Origin of the sequence: Dryocola sp. LX212 (genome assembly GCA_041504365.1) — a bacterium.
Lineage (GTDB): Bacteria > Pseudomonadota > Gammaproteobacteria > Enterobacterales > Enterobacteriaceae > Dryocola.
Genome location: CP167917.1, coordinates 3,228,429 through 3,250,357, shown reverse-complemented (window position 1 = coordinate 3,250,357; position 21,929 = coordinate 3,228,429). Strand labels below are relative to the sequence as shown.

General features: G+C 56.6%; 24 protein-coding genes. 19 read left to right on the top strand and 5 right to left on the bottom strand.

Annotated elements, in window-relative coordinates:
* Window positions 1–2 precede the first annotated feature (2 nt).
* The gene (locus ACA108_15695) at window positions 3–1,184 is read left to right on the top strand and encodes an MFS transporter (protein ID XEX94813.1); all 1,182 of its coding nucleotides are present in this window, start codon (window positions 3–5) and stop codon (window positions 1,182–1,184) included.
* Between the two features lie 92 nt (window positions 1,185–1,276).
* Here the strand turns inward: ACA108_15695 and flk are convergent, their stop codons facing one another.
* Entirely contained in the window at window positions 1,277–2,284 is a 1,008-nt protein-coding gene (flk, locus tag ACA108_15690; GenBank protein ID XEX94812.1) for a flagella biosynthesis regulator Flk, read from the bottom strand.
* A 124-nt stretch (window positions 2,285–2,408) separates the two neighbouring features.
* Here flk and pdxB point away from each other — a divergent pair, with 124 nt between their 5' ends.
* The 15 genes from pdxB (at window position 2,409) to hisP (ending at window position 16,511) form a co-directional block, all read left to right on the top strand.
* The gene (pdxB, locus tag ACA108_15685) at window positions 2,409–3,545 is read left to right on the top strand and encodes a 4-phosphoerythronate dehydrogenase PdxB (GenBank protein XEX94811.1); all 1,137 of its coding nucleotides are present in this window, start codon (window positions 2,409–2,411) and stop codon (window positions 3,543–3,545) included.
* Between the two features lie 68 nt (window positions 3,546–3,613).
* Window positions 3,614–4,627 carry an aspartate-semialdehyde dehydrogenase gene (locus tag ACA108_15680; protein XEX94810.1) on the top strand — a complete coding sequence of 338 codons (1,014 nt, stop codon included), beginning with the start codon at window positions 3,614–3,616 and terminating at the stop codon, window positions 4,625–4,627.
* Window positions 4,627–5,454: a tRNA pseudouridine(38-40) synthase TruA gene (truA, locus tag ACA108_15675; GenBank protein XEX94809.1), complete on the top strand. Its 828-nt coding sequence runs from the start codon at window positions 4,627–4,629 to the stop codon at window positions 5,452–5,454. Before ACA108_15680 ends, truA begins: the two co-directional genes overlap by 1 nt.
* A gap of 12 nt (window positions 5,455–5,466) precedes the next feature.
* Window positions 5,467–6,126, top strand: coding sequence for a DedA family protein (locus ACA108_15670; protein ID XEX94808.1), 660 nt, complete (start codon window positions 5,467–5,469; stop codon window positions 6,124–6,126).
* A 137-nt stretch (window positions 6,127–6,263) separates the two neighbouring features.
* Window positions 6,264–7,184 carry an acetyl-CoA carboxylase, carboxyltransferase subunit beta gene (gene accD / locus ACA108_15665; GenBank protein XEX94807.1) on the top strand — a complete coding sequence of 307 codons (921 nt, stop codon included), beginning with the start codon at window positions 6,264–6,266 and terminating at the stop codon, window positions 7,182–7,184.
* A gap of 79 nt (window positions 7,185–7,263) precedes the next feature.
* Complete coding sequence (gene folC, locus ACA108_15660) at window positions 7,264–8,532, top strand: bifunctional tetrahydrofolate synthase/dihydrofolate synthase (GenBank protein ID XEX94806.1); 1,269 nt, start codon at window positions 7,264–7,266, stop codon at window positions 8,530–8,532.
* Window positions 8,522–9,241, top strand: coding sequence for a cell division protein DedD (gene dedD, locus ACA108_15655; protein XEX94805.1), 720 nt, complete (start codon window positions 8,522–8,524; stop codon window positions 9,239–9,241). The genes folC and dedD overlap by 11 nt, the downstream gene beginning before the upstream one ends.
* A gap of 225 nt (window positions 9,242–9,466) precedes the next feature.
* Entirely contained in the window at window positions 9,467–9,955 is a 489-nt protein-coding gene (gene cvpA / locus ACA108_15650) for a colicin V production protein (protein ID XEX94804.1), read from the top strand.
* A gap of 35 nt (window positions 9,956–9,990) precedes the next feature.
* Entirely contained in the window at window positions 9,991–11,508 is a 1,518-nt protein-coding gene (gene purF / locus ACA108_15645; protein XEX94803.1) for an amidophosphoribosyltransferase, read from the top strand.
* A gap of 169 nt (window positions 11,509–11,677) precedes the next feature.
* Window positions 11,678–12,247, top strand: a complete 570-nt coding sequence (locus ACA108_15640; GenBank protein XEX94802.1) for a UbiX family flavin prenyltransferase — start codon at window positions 11,678–11,680, stop codon at window positions 12,245–12,247.
* A 284-nt stretch (window positions 12,248–12,531) separates the two neighbouring features.
* Window positions 12,532–13,308, top strand: coding sequence for a lysine/arginine/ornithine ABC transporter substrate-binding protein ArgT (argT, locus tag ACA108_15635; protein XEX94801.1), 777 nt, complete (start codon window positions 12,532–12,534; stop codon window positions 13,306–13,308).
* A 162-nt stretch (window positions 13,309–13,470) separates the two neighbouring features.
* Window positions 13,471–14,253, top strand: coding sequence for a histidine ABC transporter substrate-binding protein HisJ (gene hisJ, locus ACA108_15630; protein ID XEX94800.1), 783 nt, complete (start codon window positions 13,471–13,473; stop codon window positions 14,251–14,253).
* Between the two features lie 75 nt (window positions 14,254–14,328).
* Complete coding sequence (locus ACA108_15625; protein ID XEX94799.1) at window positions 14,329–15,015, top strand: histidine ABC transporter permease HisQ; 687 nt, start codon at window positions 14,329–14,331, stop codon at window positions 15,013–15,015.
* Entirely contained in the window at window positions 15,012–15,728 is a 717-nt protein-coding gene (locus ACA108_15620) for an ABC transporter permease (protein ID XEX94798.1), read from the top strand. Before ACA108_15625 ends, ACA108_15620 begins: the two co-directional genes overlap by 4 nt.
* 9 nt (window positions 15,729–15,737) lie before the next feature.
* The gene (gene hisP, locus ACA108_15615) at window positions 15,738–16,511 is read left to right on the top strand and encodes a histidine ABC transporter ATP-binding protein HisP (protein XEX94797.1); all 774 of its coding nucleotides are present in this window, start codon (window positions 15,738–15,740) and stop codon (window positions 16,509–16,511) included.
* A 99-nt stretch (window positions 16,512–16,610) separates the two neighbouring features.
* On the opposite strand, the gene ACA108_15610 is transcribed toward hisP, so the two are convergent.
* From ACA108_15610 to yfcG, 3 genes are all read right to left on the bottom strand, one after another.
* Complete coding sequence (locus ACA108_15610) at window positions 16,611–17,504, bottom strand: TIGR01777 family oxidoreductase (protein ID XEX94796.1); 894 nt, start codon at window positions 17,502–17,504, stop codon at window positions 16,611–16,613.
* Between the two features lie 22 nt (window positions 17,505–17,526).
* Complete coding sequence (folX, locus tag ACA108_15605; GenBank protein ID XEX94795.1) at window positions 17,527–17,895, bottom strand: dihydroneopterin triphosphate 2'-epimerase; 369 nt, start codon at window positions 17,893–17,895, stop codon at window positions 17,527–17,529.
* Between the two features lie 70 nt (window positions 17,896–17,965).
* A complete protein-coding gene (yfcG, locus tag ACA108_15600) occupies window positions 17,966–18,595 on the bottom strand; it encodes a GSH-dependent disulfide bond oxidoreductase (protein ID XEX94794.1) in 630 nt (209 codons plus the stop codon).
* 150 nt (window positions 18,596–18,745) lie between these two features.
* Between yfcG and yfcF the strand changes: the two genes are divergently transcribed.
* Genes yfcF through yfcD form a run of 3 tightly spaced genes read left to right on the top strand, consistent with a single transcriptional unit; the run spans window position 18,746 to window position 20,604 of the window.
* A complete protein-coding gene (yfcF, locus tag ACA108_15595) occupies window positions 18,746–19,390 on the top strand; it encodes a glutathione transferase (protein XEX94793.1) in 645 nt (214 codons plus the stop codon).
* A 58-nt stretch (window positions 19,391–19,448) separates the two neighbouring features.
* The gene (yfcE, locus tag ACA108_15590; protein XEX94792.1) at window positions 19,449–20,033 is read left to right on the top strand and encodes a phosphodiesterase; all 585 of its coding nucleotides are present in this window, start codon (window positions 19,449–19,451) and stop codon (window positions 20,031–20,033) included.
* 25 nt (window positions 20,034–20,058) lie between these two features.
* Entirely contained in the window at window positions 20,059–20,604 is a 546-nt protein-coding gene (gene yfcD, locus ACA108_15585) for an NUDIX hydrolase YfcD (GenBank protein ID XEX94791.1), read from the top strand.
* A 72-nt stretch (window positions 20,605–20,676) separates the two neighbouring features.
* Here the strand turns inward: yfcD and ACA108_15580 are convergent, their stop codons facing one another.
* Complete coding sequence (locus ACA108_15580; GenBank protein ID XEX94790.1) at window positions 20,677–21,696, bottom strand: LacI family DNA-binding transcriptional regulator; 1,020 nt, start codon at window positions 21,694–21,696, stop codon at window positions 20,677–20,679.
* Window positions 21,697–21,929: the final 233 nt, after the last annotated feature.

Sequence of the window (21,929 nt, the reverse complement as noted above, 5' to 3'; positions counted from 1 at the left end):
GTATGTCTGCAACGATTGATTCTCATTTTAAGAAGCCGAAGTCGGCGGATAAATCCCTGTTCAACATTGCCTTTGCCGTTTTTCTGACCTACATGACCGTCGGCCTGCCGCTGCCAGTGATCCCGCTGTTTGTGCACCATCAGCTGGGCTACGGCAACCTGATGGTGGGCATAGCCGTGGGTATTCAGTTCCTGGCAACGGTGCTAACGCGCGGCTATGCGGGGCGTCTGGCCGATCAGCAAGGGGCAAAGCGCACCGCGCTGCAGGGGATGTTTGCCTGCGCGCTGGCGGGCGTGGCCTACCTGCTGGCGGCGCTGCTGCCGGTAGATAACGCCATCAAGTTTGGGATACTCGTCGTCGGGCGTCTGATACTCGGCTTTGGCGAAAGCCAGCTGCTGACCGGTACGCTGACGTGGGGGATGGGGCTGGTCGGCCCGGCGCGTTCCGGCAAGGTGATGTCGTGGAACGGCATGGCTATCTATGGCGCGCTGGCGGCCGGTGCGCCGCTGGGGCTGATGCTCAACAGCCAGTGGGGCTTCATCGCCTTGGGCATCTCTACCCTCGCTTTACCGCTGCTTGGGTGGCTGTTCAACGGACGCGTGCATGCTGTGCCTGCGCATAAAGGCGAACGCCCTTCGATGCTGACGGTGATTGGGCTTATCTGGAAGCCGGGCCTCGGGCTTGCGCTGCAGGGCGTGGGTTTTGCGGTAATCGGGACTTTTGTTTCGCTCTACTTCGTTTCAAAAGGATGGGCGTGGGCAGGGTTTACGCTGACCGCATTTGGCGGGGCGTTTGTGCTGATGCGCGTGCTGTTCGGCTGGATGCCTGACCGCTTCGGCGGCGTGCGGGTGGCACTGGTTTCGCTGGTTATTGAAACGGTTGGTTTGCTGCTGCTGTGGCAGGCACCGGTCGCCTGGGTTGCGCTGCTGGGCGCGGCGCTAACCGGCAGCGGCTGTTCGCTAATTTTCCCGGCGCTGGGCGTTGAGGTGGTTAAGCGCGTCCCGGCTCAGGTTCGCGGCACGGCGCTGGGCGGCTACGCCGCGTTCCAGGATATCTCATATGGGGTGACAGCGCCGCTGACCGGCCTGCTGGCAACCTCGCTGGGTTATCCGTCGGTGTTCCTGGCCGGCGCGATTTCGGCGGTAGCGGGGATTGTGGTGACGGTTATCGCGTTCCGCAAATAGCCATTGTCGGGTCACGCTGTGCTTAACCGACCGACAAAGGACTGACGTCGTAGGGTGGATAAGCGCAGCGTCATCCACCAGATAAAGCCGGACTACACCACCATCCAGAACAGCAGCATCACCACGATCAGGGCAATCAATGCCAGTCCCGGACGTGCCGAAATAATCTTCAATGGTTCGATAAACGGCGCGATAAACGGATTATACACCGGCTGAATATTCTGGGTTTCAATCGGCCCGACGTGCTGTTTTTCAGCGCGCTTCAGGAACACCTGATTGAGGATATCCTGCACCTGGGCGGTGGTCAGCACCGTCTGCGGCGTAGCCTGGAAACGCTGCTGGGAATAGTCGGTCACCTCTTTCCATTCGTTTGCTTCCAGCGGCTGCTTCAGTGCGGCCTGAATGGTATGTAACGTCGGCGCGGAATGCTGGCTGAGGGACAGGCGAGCCTGTAGCCAGGTCGTCAGCAGCGTAAAGTGCTTCGCCGGGATCAGCTCGCCGGTTTTCACGCCGCTAAGCTCAAGCATGGACTGCCAGATTTGCTTGCCGGACTCGCCGGTTGCGGCGGTTAGCTTCGCGACCTGCTGATTTAGCGTGCTGTGCTCTGCGGGCAGTAACGGACGGTCCGTGGCCGGGCGCTGCTGCGGCTGGGGAATAGCCAGCTGGTTATTTTGCAGCAGCGTAAGCACGCTTTTTAACTGTTCTGGGGTGAGCTGGCTAAGGGCCGTCTGCCCAAACTGCTGGCGGATATAGTCGCTCACGGCCTGGCGGTTATTCCCCTGCGGCAGGAGTTCGCTCAGCTGCTGGACTATCTGGCGCGTGGCGTGGGTTGTCTGCGCGCTGGTCAGGCGCTGGTTGAGGTTCTGTTCCGCAGCAGGGAAATGGCGCGACAGCAGAGGCGCCTCGTTCTTCAGGCCCAGATCGTGTTTCAGACCGGCCCACAGCTCTGCGCTCTGCTGCTGGCTAACGGCAACGATGCGCGTAATCAGGCGTTCCAGAACGGTTCGCTGCAAGGAAGAGAGCGGCTGCTCCCCGGCAACGGATGGCGCGGGAGCGGGTTCCCCCGGAGGGCGCGGCGTGGCTCCCTGAATAGGCTGCATAGCATTAGATCCTTATCTCACCTGAAAAACGACAAAACATTACAAGGTAGTTCGTTATGCCCGGACGGCAGATTATGGCACACTATCGGGCTTAATCTCGACGATTAACCGACAGGTAGCGAACGTGAAAATTCTCGTTGATGAAAATATGCCCTATGCCCGCGAATTATTTAGTCGCCTGGGCGATGTAACCACCGTGCCAGGCCGCCCCATTCCCGTTTCGGAGCTTGCCGATGCTGACGCTTTAATGGTGCGCTCGGTTACCAAAGTGAACGCTGATTTGCTCGACGGAAAGCCTATCAAATTCGTGGGTACCGCCACGGCAGGAACGGATCATGTTGATGATGCGTATCTGGAACGCGCGGGTATCGCTTTCTCTGCCGCTCCCGGCTGTAACGCCATCGCCGTCGTGGAGTATGTTTTCTCCTCGCTGCTGATGCTTGCCGAGCGCGACGGTTTTGCCCTTACTGACCGCACGGTTGGCATTGTGGGCGTGGGCAACGTGGGCTCCCGTTTGCAGGCTCGTCTTGAAGCTTATGGCGTGCGTACGCTGCTTTGCGATCCGCCGCGCGCTGAGCGTGGCGATAAAGGACATTTCCAGCCGCTGGACGAGCTGGTGCGCGAAGCCGATGTGCTGACCTTCCATACCCCGCTGTTTAAAGATGGCCCTTACAAATCTCTGCATCTTGCGGATGAACAGCTTATTGCCAGCCTTAAGCCAGGCTGCATCCTGATCAATGCCTGCCGTGGCCCGGTGGTGGATAACGCGGCGCTGCTGAAATGCCTGCAAAGCGGGCAGGATCTCAGCGTGGTGCTGGACGTCTGGGAGCCGGAGCCTGAACTGAACGTCGATCTACTGGATCGGGTTGATATCGGTACGCCGCATATTGCGGGCTACACCCTGGAAGGCAAAGCGCGCGGCACCACGCAGGTGTTTGAGGCCTTCAGCCAGTTCATCGGCAAGCAGCAGCAGGTCGCGCTGGATACGCTGCTTCCGGCACCAGAATTTGGCCGCATAACGCTGCATGGCCCGCTCGATCAGTCCACGCTCAAAAGACTGGTTCATCTGGTGTATGATGTGCGCCGCGATGACGCGCCGCTGCGCAAGGTTGCGGCCGTGCCGGGTGAATTCGACAAGCTGCGGAAGAACTATTTAGAACGCCGCGAATGGTCGTCGCTCTTTATCCAGTGTGACGATGAGCCTGCGGCACAAACACTGCAAAAACTGGGCTTCAGCGCGGTCTACCACACCGCCCGCTAACCCTTATCTTTTGTGCCACCGGTCTTAGTCCCGGTGGGACGCTGTTTTTAAGTCTGGAGTAAACCAACATGTCTGAAGGCTGGAATATTGCCGTTTTAGGTGCCACGGGTGCCGTTGGCGCAGCTGTGTTTGATCTGCTGGCCGAACGCCAGTTCCCGGTTGGTGAGCTGTACGCCCTGGCCCGTAGCGAAAGCGCCGGAGAAAATCTGCGTTTTGAAGGCAAAACGGTGATGGTGCAGGACGTCGCCGAATTCGACTGGACTCAGGTGCAGCTTGCCTTCTTCGTCGCGGGCGCTGAAGCCTCGGCGCAGTATGTTGACGAAGCAACCAACGCGGGCTGCCTGGTCATTGACTCAAGCGGTCTGTTTGCCCTTGAGCCAGACGTGCCGCTGGTCGTGCCGGACGTGAATCCGTTCGTGCTGGGCGATTACCGTAACCGCAATGTGGTTGCCGTAGCCGACAGCATGACCAGCCAGCTGCTGACGGCGTTAAAACCGCTGATCGAACAAGGTGGATTATCGCGTATTCAGGTCACAAACCTGCTGGCCGCTTCCGCACGTGGCAAGGTAGCCGTGGATGCCCTGGCAGGGCAGAGCGCGCGCCTGCTTAACGGAATGCCAATCGAAGAAAACGACCTGTTTGGCCGTCAGCTGGCGTTCAACATGCTGCCGCTGGTGCCGGATGCGGAAGGCAGCGTGCGTGAAGAGCGCCGTCTGGTGAACGAAGTTCGCAAAATTCTTCAGGACGATAACCTGCCGATTTCCGTCAGCTACGTGCAGGCCCCGATTTTCTACGGTCACGCGCAAATGGTGAATTTTGAAGCCATGCGTCCGCTGGCGGCGGAAGAAGCGCGCGATGCGTTTGTCCAGGTTGCCGACGTGGAGCTGTCCGAAGAGGGCGAATACCCGACACAGGTTTCCGATGCCTCCGGCAGTGCGCATCTCTCCATTGGCTGCGTTCATAACGACTACGGTATGCCGGAACAGATTCAGTTCTGGTCCGTTGCCGATAACGTCCGCTTTGGCGGCGCGCTGATGGCGGTGAAAACGGCAGAAAAATTAGTGCAGGAGTACATGTACTAATGTCCGGCGAGCTGGTTGAAAGCCCGAAGCGCAAAATTGCGCTCGGTATTGAGTACGACGGCAGCAAATATTACGGCTGGCAGCGCCAGAACGAAGTGCGCAGCGTGCAGGAAAAGCTCGAAAAGGCGCTGACAAAAGTCGCCAACGAGCCAGTGAACGTGTTCTGCGCCGGGCGAACCGACGCAGGCGTACACGCCACCGGGCAGGTTGTGCATTTCGAAACGAGTATGGATCGTAAGGATGCGGCCTGGACGCTGGGCGTAAATGCGAATTTGCCTGGAGACATCGCGGTGCGTTGGGTGAAAGCTGTGCCCGACGATTTCCATGCCCGCTTCAGCGCCACGGCACGTCGCTACCGTTATGTCATTTATAACGAAAGGCTGCGTCCGGCGGTGATGGGGCAGGGGGTGACGCACTTCTACCACCCTCTGGACGCCGACAGAATGCATCGTGCCGCGCAGTGCCTGCTGGGCGAGAACGACTTTACCTCGTTCCGCGCGGTGCAGTGCCAATCCCGCACGCCGTGGCGCAACCTGATGCACATTACGGTCAACCGCTATGGCTCTTACGTAGTGGTGGACATCAAGGCGAACGCCTTCGTGCATCACATGGTGCGTAACATCGTCGGTAGCCTGATGGAAATCGGCTGCGGTAACCAGGCGGAAAATTGGATGGCTGAGTTGCTGGCGGCGAAAGACCGTAAGCTTGCCGCCGCCACGGGCAAAGCGGAAGGCTTATACCTCGTGTCGGTGGATTATCCGGATCATTTTGCGTTACCTACTCCCCGGATGGGGCCTCTGTTTTTGAGCTGTCTGATGCAGTCGTAAAGGTAAATCACAATGGAATATATCCACTTTATTATTGATTTTATTCTGCACATTGACGTGCACCTGGCTGAGCTGGTCGCGCAGTACGGCGTCTGGGTTTACGCTATACTTTTCCTTATCCTGTTCTGCGAAACGGGCCTGGTGGTGACGCCGTTCCTGCCCGGTGATTCGCTGCTGTTCGTGGCTGGCGCGCTGGCGGCGCTGCCAACCAACGATTTGAACGTCCACACAATGGTGATTCTGATGGTTATTGCCGCTATTGTGGGCGACGCCGTGAACTACACTATTGGGCGGCTGTTTGGCGAAAAGCTGTTCAGTAACCCCAATTCGAAGATCTTCCGCCGCAGCTATCTCGATAAAACTCACGCTTTTTACGAGCGTCACGGCGGAAAAACGATTATCCTCGCGCGCTTCGTTCCAATTGTGCGAACCTTCGCACCGTTCGTCGCGGGTATGGGGCACATGTCCTATCGCCACTTTGCGATGTATAACGTAGTTGGAGCGCTGCTGTGGGTGCTGCTGTTTACCTACGCGGGTTACCTGTTCGGCGATTTGCCGATTGTGCAGGAAAACCTGAAGCTGCTGATTGTGGCGATTATCGTGCTGTCGGTTCTGCCGGGCATCATAGAAATCATCCGCCACAAACGCGCCGCCGCACGGCTACAAAAGTAACTCCGTACAGCGGTTCGACCACTTTTTTATCCAAAGTCGCGGGCCGTTATGTTTTAATGAGCACCATTTATGGTCTGGGGCAGCATTAGCGCCACAGAAAAACTGGCATCGACCAGGTTCAAGCAGAAAGGTCATCAATGAGCTGGATTGAACGAATTCTCAAGAGTAACAACATCACCCCCACCCGTAAGGCGAGTATCCCTGAAGGTGTGTGGACGAAATGCGACAGCTGCGGCCAGGTCCTTTACCGCGCCGAGCTGGAACGCAATCTGGAAGTCTGCCCGAAGTGCGATCACCACATGCGTATGGCGGCGCGCGAGCGCCTGCACAGTCTGTTAGACGAAGACTCCATGGTGGAGCTGGGCAGCGAGCTTGAGCCGAAAGACGTGCTGAAGTTCAAAGACTCGAAAAAATACAAAGATCGTCTGGCAAGCGCCCAGAAAGAGACCGGCGAGAAAGACGCGCTGGTGGTCATGAAGGGTACCCTTCACGGTATGCCAGTGGTCGCTGCAGCCTTCGAGTTTGCTTTTATGGGCGGCTCAATGGGCTCTGTGGTCGGCGCGCGTTTTGTCCGTGCCGTTGAACAGGCGCTGGAAGATAACTGCCCGATGATCTGTTTCTCCGCATCCGGCGGCGCACGTATGCAGGAAGCATTGATGTCGCTGATGCAGATGGCAAAAACCAGCGCCGCGCTCGCGAAGATGCAGGAACGCGGTCTGCCGTACATCTCTGTCCTGACTGACCCTACCATGGGCGGCGTTTCCGCAAGCTTTGCGATGCTGGGCGATCTGAACGTTGCCGAGCCGAAAGCGCTGATCGGCTTTGCCGGTCCTCGCGTTATCGAACAAACCGTGCGTGAAAAACTGCCGGCGGGCTTCCAGCGCAGCGAATTCCTGATTGAGAAAGGGGCGATCGACATGATCGTCCGTCGTCCGGATCTGCGCCTGAAGCTGGCTCGCGTGCTGGCGAAGTTTATGAATCTGCCGGCACCAAACCCGGAAGCGCCGCGCGAACCTATTGTGGTTCCGCCAGCGCCGGAACAGGGTCAAGAGGCCTGATAGTCAATAAAGGCAGGGCCGCTCGCGGAACTGCCTTTTTTCTTGAACCGAACCCAGAACCGCGGACAGAACGGGTATCATGGAAAAACATCGCATTCCTCAAGCCACGTCGCCCCTGGCCACGTGGCTTTGCTATCTTGAAAATCTCCACTCAACAGCCATTGAGCTGGGCCTTGCCCGCGTTCAGAAGGTGGCGGCGACGCTGGACGTACTGAAACCTGCCCCCACCATCATCACCGTTGCCGGCACCAACGGCAAAGGCACCACCTGCCACACGCTGGAAATGGTGCTGATGGCGGCGGGCTACAGCGTGGGCGTTTACAGCTCTCCCCATCTGGTGCGCTATACCGAACGCGTACGTATTCAGAACGAAGAGCTGGACGAGGCGTACCACACGGCGGCATTTGCCGAAATCGAAGCCGCGCGGGGCGAAACGTCTCTGACTTACTTCGAGTACAGCACCCTGTCCGCGCTGCTGCTGTTTAAACAGCTGAACGTGGACGTAGTTATCCTTGAAGTTGGTCTGGGCGGGCGTCTGGATGCCACGAACATTGTCGATGCCGACGTGGCCGTCGTGACCAGCATTGCGCTGGATCATACCGACTGGCTGGGGCCGGACCGCGAAAGCATTGGCCGAGAAAAAGCGGGCGTTTTCCGTGGTGGTAAACCTGCGATAGTTGGCGAGCCGGATATGCCGCAGACTATTGCAGATGTGGCTGCCGAGAAAGGTGCCCAGCTACTGCGTCGTGGCGTTGACTGGTCTTATAGCGTGGATGCTGACGGCTGGAGCTTTAAAGACGGGAAGGGCGAGCTGACAGGCTTACCTTTGCCGCTGGTGCCCCAGCCTAATGCCGCAACCGCGCTTGCGGCCCTGCGCGCCAGCTGGCTGGACGTCAGTGAAACGGCGATTCGCCAGGGGCTTAAAGAAGCGGCGCTGCCGGGGCGTTTTCAGATTATATCTGACGCTCCATGCGTTATTCTGGACGTGGCGCATAATCCCCACGCCGCCGCTTATCTTGCCGACCGGCTGGCTCAGCTGCCGAAGAAAGGCCGCGTACTGGCGGTAATCGGGATGCTGCACGATAAAGATATAGCCGGCACGCTGGCGTGTTTGGCGGGACAGGTAGATAGCTGGTATTGTGCACCCCTTGAAGGGCCGCGCGGTGCGACCGCCGAACAGCTGGTGGAACATCTTAAGACTGGCGAAGTCTGTAGCAGCGTGGCCGAGGCCTGGCATGCGGCAATGGCCGCTGCCGGGGCAGACGACACCGTGCTGGTGTGTGGATCGTTCCACACGGTAGCCCACGTAATGGAAGCGCTGGACGCGGGGAGAAAAGGTGGCGAGTAAGTTTCAAAACCGATTAGTCGGGACCATTATTCTGGTCGCATTGGGAGTGATTATTCTTCCGGGCCTGCTCGACGGGCAGAAAAAACATTATCAGGATGAGTTTGCCGCTATTCCTCTGGTGCCAAAGCCTGGGGATACGGACGAGCCAGACATGCTGCCAGCGGCCACACAGGCTCTGCCTTCGCAGCCGCCGGAAGGGGCTGCGGAAGAGGTCAGAGCCGGTAACGCCTTTGCGCCTGGTATAGACACGGCTTCACTGCCGGGTGAAGCGGGCGCGGATATTGACGAAGTGCCGGTTACCCGTGAAAAACCGCCTCAGCCAAAACCAGCTGTAGAAAAGCCGAAGCCTAAGCCACAAAGCAGGCCTGTGGTCGATCAGACCGAAGAGCGGCTGGCGATGGTCAACGAGCAGCCGCCGAAAACCGAGAAGCCAGCGAAGCAGGATGACCAGCCAGCGGCACCGACCGGCAAGGCCTACGTCGTGCAGCTTGGTGCGCTCAAAAATGCCGAAAAAGTGAATGAAATTGTTGGTAAACTTCGTAGCGCTGGGTTCCGGGTTTATACCTCTCCGTCGACTCCGGTACCGGGTAAAATCACCCGTATTCTGGTTGGGCCGGATGCCTCGAAGGAAAAGCTTAAATCCTCCCTGAGCGAGCTGAACTCCATTTCCGGGCTGAACGGCGTGGTGATGAACTACTCGGTTCGCTAAGCGCGCCGCGAACGAGCGTGGTGGTGGATGGCGCTGACGCTTATCTACCCGACGATACGGGTTCAAAACGGGTGGCAGCGAGGCAAAATTTTAATGGCGTTGATTCTTTTTTCAACGCCATTATTTATTTAGGCGGGGGAAGGAAATCCCTACGCAAACGTTTTCTTTTTCTGTTAGAATGCGCCCCGAACTGGACGACAGGGCGATTTGACGCGAGATTTGTGCATGGTCTGGATAGATTACGCCATTATTGCTGTTATCGGCTTTTCGGCTCTGATTAGTGTGATTCGTGGCTTCGTCCGCGAAGCGTTATCGCTGGTGACCTGGGGATGTGCCTTCTTTGTTGCCAGTCACTACTACACTTACCTTTCGGTCTGGTTCACTGGCTTTGAAGACGAACTGGTACGTAATGGGATTGCTATCGCGATACTGTTTATCGCGACGCTGATTGTCGGCGCAATTGTCAATTATGTGATTGGCGCGCTGGTGGAGAAAACCGGCCTGTCGGGTACAGACAGGGTGTTGGGGATCTGTTTTGGCGCTCTGCGTGGTGCCCTGATTGTCGCCGCCATTCTGTTCTTTCTGGATACCTTCACCGGCTTTTCGAAAAGTGAAGACTGGCAAAAGTCGCAGCTTATCCCGCAATTCAGTTTCATCATCAGATGGTTCTTTGACTATCTGCAAAGCTCGTCAAGTTTCTTGCCCCGGCCATAAGGCGGGGGGTCGTGGCTTAATGAGGAAAAGACAACATGTGCGGTATTGTCGGTATCGCCGGTTTTATGCCGGTCAACCAGTCGATTTATGACGCGTTAACGGTGCTTCAGCACCGTGGCCAGGATGCCGCAGGCATCGTCACCATAGATGCATTAAACTGCTTCCGTCTGCGTAAAGCGAACGGCCTGGTGAGTGATGTATTTGAAGCCCGCCACATGCAGCGTATGCAGGGCAACATGGGTATTGGCCATGTCCGCTATCCGACCGCTGGCTCCTCCAGCGCCTCCGAAGCTCAGCCGTTCTACGTTAACTCCCCGTACGGTATTACTCTGGCGCACAACGGTAACCTGACCAACGCCCACGAACTGCGCAAAAAGCTGTTCGAAGAGAAACGCCGTCACATTAACACCACCTCAGATTCTGAAATCCTGCTCAACATCTTTGCCAGCGAGCTGGATAACTTCCGTAACTATCCGCTGGAAGCCGACAACATTTTTGCGGCCATTGCCGCAACTAACCGTCAGATCCGCGGCGCTTACGCCTGCGTAGCGATGATTATCGGTCACGGCATGGTGGCCTTCCGCGATCCGAACGGCATCCGTCCGCTGGTGATGGGCAAACGCGAACTGGGCGATGGTCGCACCGAATATATGGTCGCCTCGGAAAGCGTGGCGTTGGACACCCTGGGCTTTGAGTTCCTGCGCGATATCGCGCCCGGCGAAGCAATTTACGTCACCGAGAAGGGCCAGCTGTTTACCCGCCAGTGTGCGGATAACCCGGCCAGCAACCCGTGCCTGTTCGAGTACGTGTATTTTGCGCGCCCGGACTCCTTCATCGACAAAATTTCCGTTTACAGCGCCCGCGTTGAGATGGGCAAAAAACTCGGTGAGAAAATTGCCCGCGAGTGGGAGGATCTGGACATCGACGTGGTTATCCCGATCCCGGAAACATCCTGCGATATCGCACTGGAAATTGCCCGTATTCTCGATAAACCATACCGTCAGGGCTTTGTGAAAAACCGTTACGTTGGGCGCACGTTTATCATGCCGGGCCAGCACCTGCGTCGTAAGTCTGTACGCCGCAAGCTCAACGCAAACCGTGCCGAGTTCCGCGATAAGAACGTGCTGCTGGTGGATGACTCTATCGTGCGCGGTACGACGTCCGAACAGATTATCGAAATGGCCCGTGAAGCGGGGGCGAAGAAGGTCTATCTGGCCTCTGCGGCACCGGAAATTCGCTTCCCGAACGTCTACGGTATCGATATGCCAAGCGCCAATGAACTGATTGCCCACGGCCGTGAAGTGGATGAAATCCGCCAGATCATCGGTGCGGACGGGCTTATCTTCCAGGATCTGAACGATCTGATTGAAGCGGTGCGCGTCGAAAACCCGGACATCACCCAGTTTGAATGTTCGGTCTTCAACGGCATTTACGTGACCAAAGACGTTGACCAGCAGTACCTTGAGTATCTCGACTCCCTGCGCAATGACGACTCCAAAGCGCTGCTGCGTCAGAACGAAGTGGAAAACTTAGAGATGCACAACGAGGGCTAACGCCTGCTTTTGCCCTTTGTAGGGGGCATAAGCGCAGCGTCATCCACCAGATTTTGTGGCGGATGGCGCGAGGCTTATCCACCCTACAGATGCCATGCCTTTCACGCCTCCTTGCATCCCGTCCCATCTTGCGGCAAAGTCAGCCCAAACGAACTTGACGGGCAAAAGCATGAAACGGTTAATTGTTGGAATTTCAGGTGCCAGCGGCGCAATCTACGGAGTGCGACTGCTACAGGTGCTGCAACAAGTACCCGGGGTGGAAACCCATCTCATCATGAGCAACGCTGCCCGCCAGACCCTTACCTTAGAAACGGATTTGTCCCTGCGCGACGTGCAGGCGTTGGCCGACGTAGTACACGATGCGCGAGATATCGCCGCAAACATCTCCTCAGGCTCTTTTAAGACCCACGGCATGGTTGTCCTGCCTTGTTCCATCAAAACGCTGTCAGGCATCGTTCACAGCTATACGGACGGTCTGCTGACGCGCGCCGCTGACGTGGTGCTTAAAGAGCGTCGCCCGCTGGTGCTCTGCGTCCGCGAAACCCCTTTGCATCTGGGCCATCTGCGTTTACTGACCCAGGCCGCCGAGCTGGGTGCGGTCATCATGCCGCCGGTTCCCGCGTTCTATCACCGTCCGCAGACGCTGGATGACGTTATTAATCAGACCGTGAACCGCGTTATCGATCAGTTTGATATTGAGCTGCCTCAGGATCTCTTCCAACGCTGGCAGGGAGCATAGCGCTTTGTGCCAGCGCGGTGCATCACAGAATCGCCTGCATCAATTTGGGGCGGTTTTGTAACCCCGATCGCTTTTCTCGAATTTAGTCCGCACTTTACTCCGTAAACGTTTTGCCCCTTCGCCATACCTGCTATCTTTCAACCAGACGACAGAGTTGCAACGTTTTATTAACATAAAGCATCGCACTTTCCTCCACGCAGGGAAAAGTGGCATGAGAAGTGCAACTCTTCGTCCGCTACACCACACAACACGACACATAATAAGAGTCCACTTGAGGGTTATGTATGAAGAAGCAGGTTCTCGCTCTGTCTTTGTTGCTCGGTCTGACCAGCACCGTTTACGCAGCAATTCCGCAGAACGTTCGTATCGGTACGGACGCCACCTATGCGCCATTCTCTTCTAAAGATGCGAAAGGGCAGTTTGTCGGCTTTGATATTGATCTCGGCAACGAGCTGTGCAAACGCATTAATACCAAATGTACCTGGGTGGGCAGCGACTTCGACTCGCTAATCCCTTCTCTGAAAGCTAAGAAAATCGACGCGATCATCTCTTCTCTGTCCATCACTGAAAAACGCCAGCAGGAAATTGCTTTTTCCGACAAGCTCTACGCGGCGGACTCCCGTCTGATCGCTAGCAAAGGTTCGCCGATTAAACCTACCCTTGACTCGCTGAAAGGCAAGCACGTCGGCGTTCTGCAGGGCTCCACTCAGGAAGCGTTCGCCAATGCCGAATGGCGTCCAAAAGGCATTGATGTCGTGGCCTACGCTAACCAGGATCTGATCTACTCTGATCTGGCCGCGGGCCGTCTGGACGCGGCGTTCCAGGATGAAGTCGCCGCGAGCGAAGGGTTCCTGAAGCAGCCTGCGGGCAAAGAGTTTGCCTTTGCTGGCCCGTCCGTGAAGAACAAGCAGTACTTTGGTGACGGTACCGGTATCGGCATGCGCAAAGACGAAACGGAGCTGAAAGCTGCCTTCGACAAAGCGCTGGCAGAAATGCGAAAAGACGGTACCTATGACAAATTTGCCAAAAAGTACTTCGATTTTAATGTTTACGGTGATTAAGATTTTCCCGTAGTCTGTGCCCGGTTTTGAATATATTCTTAACCGGGCTGGATAATCATGCACGGCGAGCCCCGACAGCCGCCCTTTTTTGGTGCATTTTTATTCTTATTGATTAGCCATCAACCGGCATTAGCGCTAAACAGACAGTCTATGAGGATAATTATGAAAAAGTTGGTGTTGTCCCTTTCACTGGTGCTGGCATTCTCCAGTGTTTTCACAGCATTCGCCGCTATCCCTAAAAACGTGCGTATCGGCACGGACCCGACCTACGCCCCGTTCGAATCCAAGAACGCCCAGGGTGAATTAGTCGGTTTTGATATCGATCTGGCTAAAGAACTCTGCAAACGCATCGAAGCTAACTGTACGTTCGTTGAGAACCCGCTGGATGCGCTGATCCCCTCTCTGAAAGCAAAAAAAATCGACGTGATCATGTCGTCGCTTTCCATTACTGAAAAACGCCAGCAGGAAATCGCCTTTACCGACAAGCTCTACGCGGCCGATTCCCGCCTGGTGGTTGCGAAAGGCTCACCGATTCAGCCCACGCTTGACGCCCTGAAGGGCAAACGCGTCGGCGTGCTGCAGGGCACCACTCAGGAAACTTACGGTAACGAGCACTGGGCGCCAAAAGGCATTGAGATTGTCTCTTATCAGGGCCAGGACTCTATCTATGCTGACTTGACGGCGGGTCGAATCGACGCGGCGTTCCAGGACGAAGTGGCGGCCAGCGAAGGCTTCCTCAAGCAGCCTATCGGCAAAGACTACCAGTTTGGCGGCCCGTCCATTAAAGACAACAAACTCTTTGGTGTAGGCACCGGCATGGGCCTGCGCAAAGAGGACACCGAACTGCGTCAGGCGCTGAATAAAACTTTTGCTGAAATGCGTAAAGACGGCACCTACGAGAAGCTGGCGAAGAAGTACTTCGATTTCGATGTTTATGGTGGTTAACAGTCACCGGTGGTAGGGCCTGTCCCCGTAAGGGCAGGCCCGGTTTGTGCAGACACTGACGACAGGATACGCACCATGCTGTATGGCTTTTCTGAAGTGATTTTTAAGGGGGCGATCGTCACCCTGGAGCTGGCGTTAAGCTCTGTTGTGCTTTCGGTGATCATTGGCCTGGCCGGGGCGGGAGCGAAACTATCCAAAAATCGCCCGCTGGCGCTGCTGTTTGAGGGTTACACCACGCTGATTCGCGGCGTGCCGGATCTGGTGCTGATGCTGCTGATTTTCTACGGCCTGCAAATGCTGCTCAACAGCATTACCGACGCGCTGGGCGTGGCGCAGTTTGATATCGACCCTATGGTCGCAGGTATCATTACCCTCGGGTTTATCTACGGGGCCTATTTTACCGAAACCTTCCGTGGGGCTTTCCTTGCCGTTCCCAGAGGGCACATTGAAGCGGCAACTGCCTTTGGCTTTACCGGCTCACAGACCTTCCGCCGTATTCTTTTCCCGGCCATGATGCGCTACGCGCTGCCCGGTATCGGCAACAACTGGCAGGTTATCCTTAAGGCTACCGCCCTGGTTTCGCTGTTAGGCCTGGAAGATGTTGTGAAGGCGACCCAGCTTGCCGGTAAGAGCACCTGGCAGCCGTTCTATTTTGCTATCGTCGCCGGGATTATCTATCTGGCGTTTACCACCGTCTCTAACGGTGTGCTGCTCTGGCTCGAGCGCCGCTACTCGGTTGGCGTGAAGAGGGCTGAGCTATGATCGATATCCTTCAGGAATACTGGAAATCCCTGCTCTGGACGGACGGCTACCGTTTTACCGGCGTGGCAATCACCCTATGGTTGCTGATTTCATCGGTGATTATGGGCGGGATTCTGGCGCTGTTTCTTGCCATCGGGCGCGTCTCCAGCAACAAATTTATCGCCTTCCCAATCTGGCTGTTCACCTATATTTTCCGCGGCACGCCGCTGTACGTACAGCTGCTGGTGTTCTATTCCGGAATGTACACGCTGGAAGTGGTGAAGGGCACTGTGCTGCTGAACGAGTTCTTCCGCAGCGGGCTGAACTGTACCGTGCTGGCGCTGACGCTTAACACCTGCGCCTACACCACGGAAATCTTCGCCGGAGCGATCCGCTCCGTGCCGCACGGTGAAATCGAAGCCGCGCGGGCCTACGGTTTCTCGCGGGTGAAAATGTATCGCTGTATTATTCTGCCGTCCGCCCTGCGCATTGCGCTGCCGGCGTACAGCAACGAGGTGATTTTGATGCTGCACTCCACGGCGCTGGCCTTCACCGCCACCGTGCCGGACCTGCTGAAAATCGCCCGGGATATTAACTCCGCCACCTACCAGCCGTTTACGGCATTTGGCATCGCGGCGGTGCTGTATCTGATCATCTCTTACGTGCTGATAAGCCTGTTCCGCAAAGCCGAGCAGCGTTTTATGCAGCATGTTAAACCCAGCTCTTCGCATTGAGTGATTTCCATGGCCGATAATAAATTAAACGTTACTGATTTACACAAACGCTACGGCGAACATGAAGTGCTGAAAGGGGTTTCTTTGCGGGCCAACGCCGGGGATGTGATCAGCATCATCGGGTCATCCGGCTCGGGGAAAAGTACTTTTTTGCGCTGCATAAACTTCCTCGAAAAGCCGAGCGAAGGCACGATTGTGGTCAGCAACCAGAACATCAACCTGGTGCGCGACAAAGACGGGCAGCTGAAGGTGGCGGATAAAAACCAGCTGCGCCTGCTGCGTACGCGTCTGACGATGGTCTTCCAGCATTTCAACCTATGGAGCCACATGACGGTGCTGGAAAACGTTATGGAGGCGCCAATTCAGGTGCTGGGCTTAAGCAAGCAGGAAGCAAAAGAGCGTGCCCTGAAGTATCTGGCGAAGGTGGGCATTGACGAACGGCAGCAGGTTAAATACCCGGTGCATTTGTCCGGTGGCCAGCAGCAGCGCGTCTCAATTGCCCGTGCGCTGGCGATGGAGCCGGAAGTATTGCTGTTCGATGAGCCAACGTCCGCGCTGGATCCTGAGCTGGTGGGCGAGGTGTTGCGCATCATGCAGAAGCTTGCCGAAGAGGGGAAAACGATGGTGGTGGTCACACACGAGATGGATTTTGCCCGCCACGTTTCAAGCCACGTTATCTTCCTCCACCAGGGCCGCATTGAGGAAGAGGGCGCGCCGGACGAGCTGTTCGGCAACCCTAAGAGCGCTCGTTTGCAGCAGTTCCTTTCTGGATCTCTGAAGTAATTTTCAGAGGGCTTTGTCGGGTGGCGCTTGCGCTTACCCGACCTACGAAGGATGAATTTGTAGGGTGGATAAGCGCATGCGCCATCCACCGTTTACCAACTAGCGAACCACATCCGCCAGCGCTTCTTCCAGGTCAAAATAGCGGAAGCCAAAGCCGGATTCTTCCAGCCGTTTCGGCAGTGCCCGCTGCCCGCCAAGCACTAATACCGACGATTCCCCCATCATCAGCTTCACCGCCGTGGCAGGCGCACGCATAAAGGCCGGGCGATGAAGCGCCTGACCCAGGGCGTGAGAGAACTGCTCGTTGCGTACCGGGTAGGGCGAAACCATATTGAACGGGCCGCGCAAATCGTTGTTCAGCAGCCAGAGAATGCCGTTCACCATATCGTCGATGTGGATCCAGGCGAGATACTGGCGTCCTGTGCCTATCGGGCCACCGAGGCCTAAACGGAATAGGGGTAATAGCTTCGCCAGAATACCGCCTTTCGGGGCCAGCACAACGCCGGTGCGCAGCAGGCAGACCCGGGTACTATCGCTTTGCGCGCCGCAGGCGATTTGCTCCCAGCGGGCGCACAGCTTATGGGTAAATTCGTTGTGCGGCGGTTCGTCCTCGGTGACGACAACTTCGCCTAAATCGCCGTAATAGCCCGCAGCAGAACCGGATATCAGGACGGACGGGTGCGTGCTGCTTGCTTTGAACATTTCCACCAGGCGCTCGGTGATTTGCCAGCGGCTTACGCACAGACGCTGCTTCTGACCTTCTGTCCAGCGCTTGTCGGCAATCGGCTCGCCCGCAAGGTTAATCACCGCATCGAATCCATCAAGATTCTCATGCTCGTTCAGTCCTTTCCACAGCATCACGCGCGGATCGAAATGGCCGCGGGCTTTATCCGGGTCGCGTGTTACCACTGTGACCTCGTGGCCGGTCTCCAGCAGGCGAGGAACGAGGTGGCTGCCGATAAGCCCTGTGCCGCCGGTAATGAGTATCTGCATACGCGTCTCCTGAAGGCTACGCTTATCGCCGCCAGCTCATGGTCATGGAAACCGAGTCGGCGTAGCGCAGCGCGTGAAGTTTATCGATCTCTACTTCAGCATAAGACACCCACGGATGGTCACATGCGATATCGAGCACATCCTGAGTTAATTTTTCTAGCAGCGAGAAACGGTTGCTCTCGACCAGATGAATGATTTGCTTGGTAATAGTGCGATAGTTCAGCGCGTCGTTGATGTCTTCGCTGGCGCGAGCCTTGTCCGCAGGGTAGTGAATGGCGACGTTGACGACAATATCCTGACGGTTGGCGATCTCTTCTTCCTTGATGCCGATGAAGGTGCGCAGGCGTAGGTTTTTAATACGAATAATGGCGTCTGGCTGAGGGGATGACATTGCAGGTTTCCTCCGTGTGTTGCTTCCCGCCACAGAATACACCACGGCGGGAAGATTTTGACACGTCGGATCAGACGTTTTCAGCCTGTTTGTAAGCGCGTTCCGTCGCCGGACGGGAGCGAATTCTGTCGAACCAGTTTTTTACCGCCGGGTAGGTCGCAAGGTTAATGCGCTGCCGTTCAAAAGAGACGACCCACGGGTAGGTGGCGATATCCGCTATGCTGTACTCCTGTCCGCCAAGCCACGGCGTTTTCTCCAGCTGCTTGTTGAGCACGCCGTACAGGCGCTGTGTTTCCACCTGGTAGCGTTCGATAGCGTAAGGCACGGACTGCGGGGCGAAGTGGTTAAAGTGGTGATTCTGCCCCAGCATCGGGCCGAAGCCGCCAACCTGCCAGAACAGCCATTGCAGGGTATGGGTGCGCTCGCGCAGATCTTTACTTAGCAGCAAATTCGATTTCTCAGCCAGATAAAGCAGGATCGCGCCGGACTCGAAGACGCTCAGCGGGCCGCTGCCGTCGGCGGGCAGATGGTCAACGATAGCCGGAATTTTATTGTTCGGCGAAATCGCCAGGAAGTCCGGCCTGAACTGATCCCCTTTGCCAATATCGATGCGGTGAATGTTGTACTCCAGCTCCGCTTCTTCCAGGAACAGCGTGATTTTGTGCCCGTTAGGCGTTGGCGCATAAAAGAGATCGATCATAGACAGCCTCTGATAACAGTTTTCGGGAGCTTTTGCAGTATAGGTCCTGTGGCGGGAGACGGGCGGTCAATGTTGAGGTTTGCTCAAGTGACAGGTCGCCGTTTTCGCTATATGTTCAAAAGCCGGATGCGATGAATGACGAGGATTACCATGAGCCAGCCCGTAATTACCCTTTGGTCAGATGCGAACTTTTTCAGCCCCTATGTGCTTTCGGTCTATGTTGCCCTGAAGGAGAAGGGGTTGAATTTCACGACGGAAACCGTCGACCTCGCCGCCGGGCAGCAGCTACAGCCGGGCTGGAAGGGCTATGACTTCACGCGTCGCGTGCCGCTGCTGGCGGTAGACGAATTTGTGCTGAGCGAATCCTCCGCCATTACCGAGTATCTGGAAGAGCGCTTCGCCCCGCCGACCTGGGAGCGTATCTATCCGGTTGATATCGAAAAGCGCGCCCGCGCCCGTCAGATTCAGGCCTGGCTGCGCAGCGATCTGATGCCGATTCGCGAAGAGCGTTCGACGGACGTGGTTTTCGGCGGGGTAAAAAAACCGGCGCTTAGCCCTGCGGGCGTTAAGGCCGCAGAGAAGCTGTTTGCCACGGCGGAGTCCGTTTTGCCGGTCGGCCAGCAGAATCTGTTTGGGGAATGGTCGATTGCCGATACGGACCTGGCGCTGATGCTTAATCGCCTGGTGCTGAACGGCGATGCGGTGCCGGAACGCCTGCAGGAGTATGCCGCATTTCAGTGGCAGCGGGCTTCCGTCCAACGCTTTATCGCCCGTTCGGCCAAACGTACGGGCTGATCCCGCAGGCTTTGTTCGCTATCATTGAGCCACTTACCATTAAAAGAGGTGTGGGTTTATGAAGCTGATGTTTGCCTCCGATCTTCACGGTTCCTTACCGGCCACCGAAAAGGTACTGGAAATTTTTTCGCGCAGCGGCGCTCAGTGGCTTGTGCTGGTGGGCGATTTGCTCAACCACGGGCCGCGTAACGCGCTGCCGGAAGGCTATAATCCGGCGAAGGTTGCAGAAGAACTTAATACCGTGGCGGATAAGATCATCGCGGTGCGCGGCAACTGCGACAGTGAAGTCGACCAGATGCTGCTTAACTTTCCTATTACCGCCCCGTTTGCGCAGATCCTGCTGCCGGGTCAGCGTCTGTTCGTGACGCACGGGCATCTTTTTAATCCTGAAAAATTGCCACCTTTAGCACCACACGATGCGCTGATTTTCGGTCATACTCATCTTCCCGTGGCGGAAATTCGCGATGGGATCTATTACTTCAACCCTGGTTCGGTGAGTATCCCGAAAGGCGGATTTGAAGCGAGCTACGGCATGCTGAACGACGACGTTCTGACCGTTCACACACTGATTAACGACAGGGTTATTGCACAGGTTGGCATTACCCCGTACCTTACCGCTGGTAAGATCTTAAACGCGCCGTAAGAGCGCCCAATAGAGAAGGTTTCCGATGGTGGAACAGAGTCATTTTGCTGGCACGGAATGGGTAGACATTGTTAACGAAGACAATGAAGTGATCGCACAGGCCAGCCGTGAGCAGATGCGTGCGCAGGGCCTGCGTCACCGGGCTACCTACATTGTTGTACACGACGGGATGGGTAAAATTCTGGTGCAGCGCCGCACCGAGACCAAAGACTACCTGCCGGGCATGCTCGATGCGACCGCCGGAGGCGTTGTACAATCTGACGAACAGCTGCTCGATTCCGCCCGTCGCGAAGCCGAGGAAGAGCTGGGCATCGCGGGCGTTCCTTTTGCCGAACACGGCATGTTCTACTTCGAAGATAAGCACTGCCGCGTCTGGGGCGGGCTATTCAGCTGCGTCTCCCACGGCCCGTTTGCGCTGCAGGAAGACGAAGTCAGCGAAGTGAGCTGGATGTCTCCGGAAGAGATCACCGCCCGCTGCGACGACTTCACCCCAGATTCTTTAAAGGCGCTGTCGCTGTGGATGACGCGCAATGCCAAGAACGAATCGAAGTCCGCTACGACCACTGAATAATCTTCTTGATGACGCAGGTTTATCCGCCCTACAGCTGCCCACGTAGGGGGATAAACGAAGTGTCATCCACCACTAGCAGCTATCCCGCATACACAGCGCTGAAGCAATGGTCGGATCAGCATCCCACGGTTCATCGTTGATCCTTGCCAGCAGGGCGCGACCCGCTTCAATGCCAATCTTACGATGCGGCACCGCAATCGTTGTCAGCGCAGGCTGGCACACGCGGCTGACGTCGCTATCACCGAATCCGACTATCGCTAAATCCTCCGGCACTTTGATTCTTCTGCGCTGACATTCGTACAGCGCGCCGCAGGCCATTTCGTCCGATACGCAGACCAGCGCGTCCAGTTCCGGCCAGGCCAGTAAAAATTCGGGCAGCTGAGCCGTTCCTGTTGAGAATACGGGCGGGGCGGCGGCGTTGATCACCCGATTGGGCGACATATGGTGGCGCAGCATCGCCTTGTACCAGCCTTGAAGATGCTGCTGGAATATCCACTGCTCCTGGTTGGCGCACAACAGCCCGATATGCTGGTAACCGCGCTTGATGAGCATCTCCGTCAGTTCAAACATCGCCGCGACGTTATCGATGCCGATGTTCATGTCGATAGGATCTCCGCGCGTTGCGCCTATCTCCAGCACCGGAACGTTGGCGTTTCTCAGCCAGCTGCGTACGGTATCGCTGTGATCCGCGCTGAGCAGAATCGCCGCAGCGAGATTTGAGGTCAGCAGGGTTTCCAGCAGCTTCTCTTCCTGCTCCAGGCGGTGCTGTGATTCCGCCAGCACTATCTGGTAGCCCGCCGGTTGCAGCACCTGCTGTAGCCCGGCAAACATCTCCGTGCAGCCAGACTCCGCAAGGCTCGGCACGACCATGGCAATAGTATAGGACGAGGCCGATGCCAGCGCGCTGGCCGCCAGATTGGGCATGTAGCCCAGTTCGCTCACTGCGGCCTCAATTTTTTCCCGGAGCTTATCAGAGACCTGATCCGGGGTGCGAAGGGCTCGCGATACGGTCATGGTGCCGACGCCTGCCAGCTGGGCCACATCGGCAAGCGTTACCTTCCCTGTACTACGTCGCTTTCGGGTCATGGACATGGTTATGCCTGTTCTTATCGTTGTTGTGACAGCTTCTCCCCTGAATCTACAGGGGAAATTGGTGTTAAGTATACGCCGGAAATCCACCCAATCGCTGGCTTTTAGGCCAATGATTACGATCTGATAGCGCTATCACAAATTTGCGCGATAGTTTTTGGTAGCGCTATCTTTGTGACTATCATCACTGTCAGAAGGCGAAGCGTTGCATAAAGTTTGCCCATCTTGCTGGTCCG

Bases quoted from the DNA above. Each gene is read 5' to 3' on its own strand.
- ACA108_15695 (XEX94813.1), top strand. From the start codon at position 3: ATGTCTGCAACGATTGATTCTCATTTTAAGAAGCCGAAGTCGGCGGAT.
- flk (XEX94812.1), bottom strand. From the start codon at position 2,284: ATGCAGCCTATTCAGGGAGCCACGCCGCGCCCTCCGGGGGAACCCGCT.
- ACA108_15680 (XEX94810.1), top strand. From the start codon at position 3,614: ATGTCTGAAGGCTGGAATATTGCCGTTTTAGGTGCCACGGGTGCCGTT.
- truA (XEX94809.1), top strand. From the start codon at position 4,627: ATGTCCGGCGAGCTGGTTGAAAGCCCGAAGCGCAAAATTGCGCTCGGT.
- ACA108_15670 (XEX94808.1), top strand. From the start codon at position 5,467: ATGGAATATATCCACTTTATTATTGATTTTATTCTGCACATTGACGTG.
- accD (XEX94807.1), top strand. From the start codon at position 6,264: ATGAGCTGGATTGAACGAATTCTCAAGAGTAACAACATCACCCCCACC.
- folC (XEX94806.1), top strand. From the start codon at position 7,264: ATGGAAAAACATCGCATTCCTCAAGCCACGTCGCCCCTGGCCACGTGG.
- cvpA (XEX94804.1), top strand. From the start codon at position 9,467: ATGGTCTGGATAGATTACGCCATTATTGCTGTTATCGGCTTTTCGGCT.
- purF (XEX94803.1), top strand. From the start codon at position 9,991: ATGTGCGGTATTGTCGGTATCGCCGGTTTTATGCCGGTCAACCAGTCG.
- ACA108_15640 (XEX94802.1), top strand. From the start codon at position 11,678: ATGAAACGGTTAATTGTTGGAATTTCAGGTGCCAGCGGCGCAATCTAC.
- argT (XEX94801.1), top strand. From the start codon at position 12,532: ATGAAGAAGCAGGTTCTCGCTCTGTCTTTGTTGCTCGGTCTGACCAGC.
- hisJ (XEX94800.1), top strand. From the start codon at position 13,471: ATGAAAAAGTTGGTGTTGTCCCTTTCACTGGTGCTGGCATTCTCCAGT.
- ACA108_15625 (XEX94799.1), top strand. From the start codon at position 14,329: ATGCTGTATGGCTTTTCTGAAGTGATTTTTAAGGGGGCGATCGTCACC.
- ACA108_15620 (XEX94798.1), top strand. From the start codon at position 15,012: ATGATCGATATCCTTCAGGAATACTGGAAATCCCTGCTCTGGACGGAC.
- hisP (XEX94797.1), top strand. From the start codon at position 15,738: ATGGCCGATAATAAATTAAACGTTACTGATTTACACAAACGCTACGGC.
- ACA108_15610 (XEX94796.1), bottom strand. From the start codon at position 17,504: ATGCAGATACTCATTACCGGCGGCACAGGGCTTATCGGCAGCCACCTC.
- folX (XEX94795.1), bottom strand. From the start codon at position 17,895: ATGTCATCCCCTCAGCCAGACGCCATTATTCGTATTAAAAACCTACGC.
- yfcG (XEX94794.1), bottom strand. From the start codon at position 18,595: ATGATCGATCTCTTTTATGCGCCAACGCCTAACGGGCACAAAATCACG.
- yfcF (XEX94793.1), top strand. From the start codon at position 18,746: ATGAGCCAGCCCGTAATTACCCTTTGGTCAGATGCGAACTTTTTCAGC.
- yfcE (XEX94792.1), top strand. From the start codon at position 19,449: ATGAAGCTGATGTTTGCCTCCGATCTTCACGGTTCCTTACCGGCCACC.
- yfcD (XEX94791.1), top strand. From the start codon at position 20,059: ATGGTGGAACAGAGTCATTTTGCTGGCACGGAATGGGTAGACATTGTT.
- ACA108_15580 (XEX94790.1), bottom strand. From the start codon at position 21,696: ATGTCCATGACCCGAAAGCGACGTAGTACAGGGAAGGTAACGCTTGCC.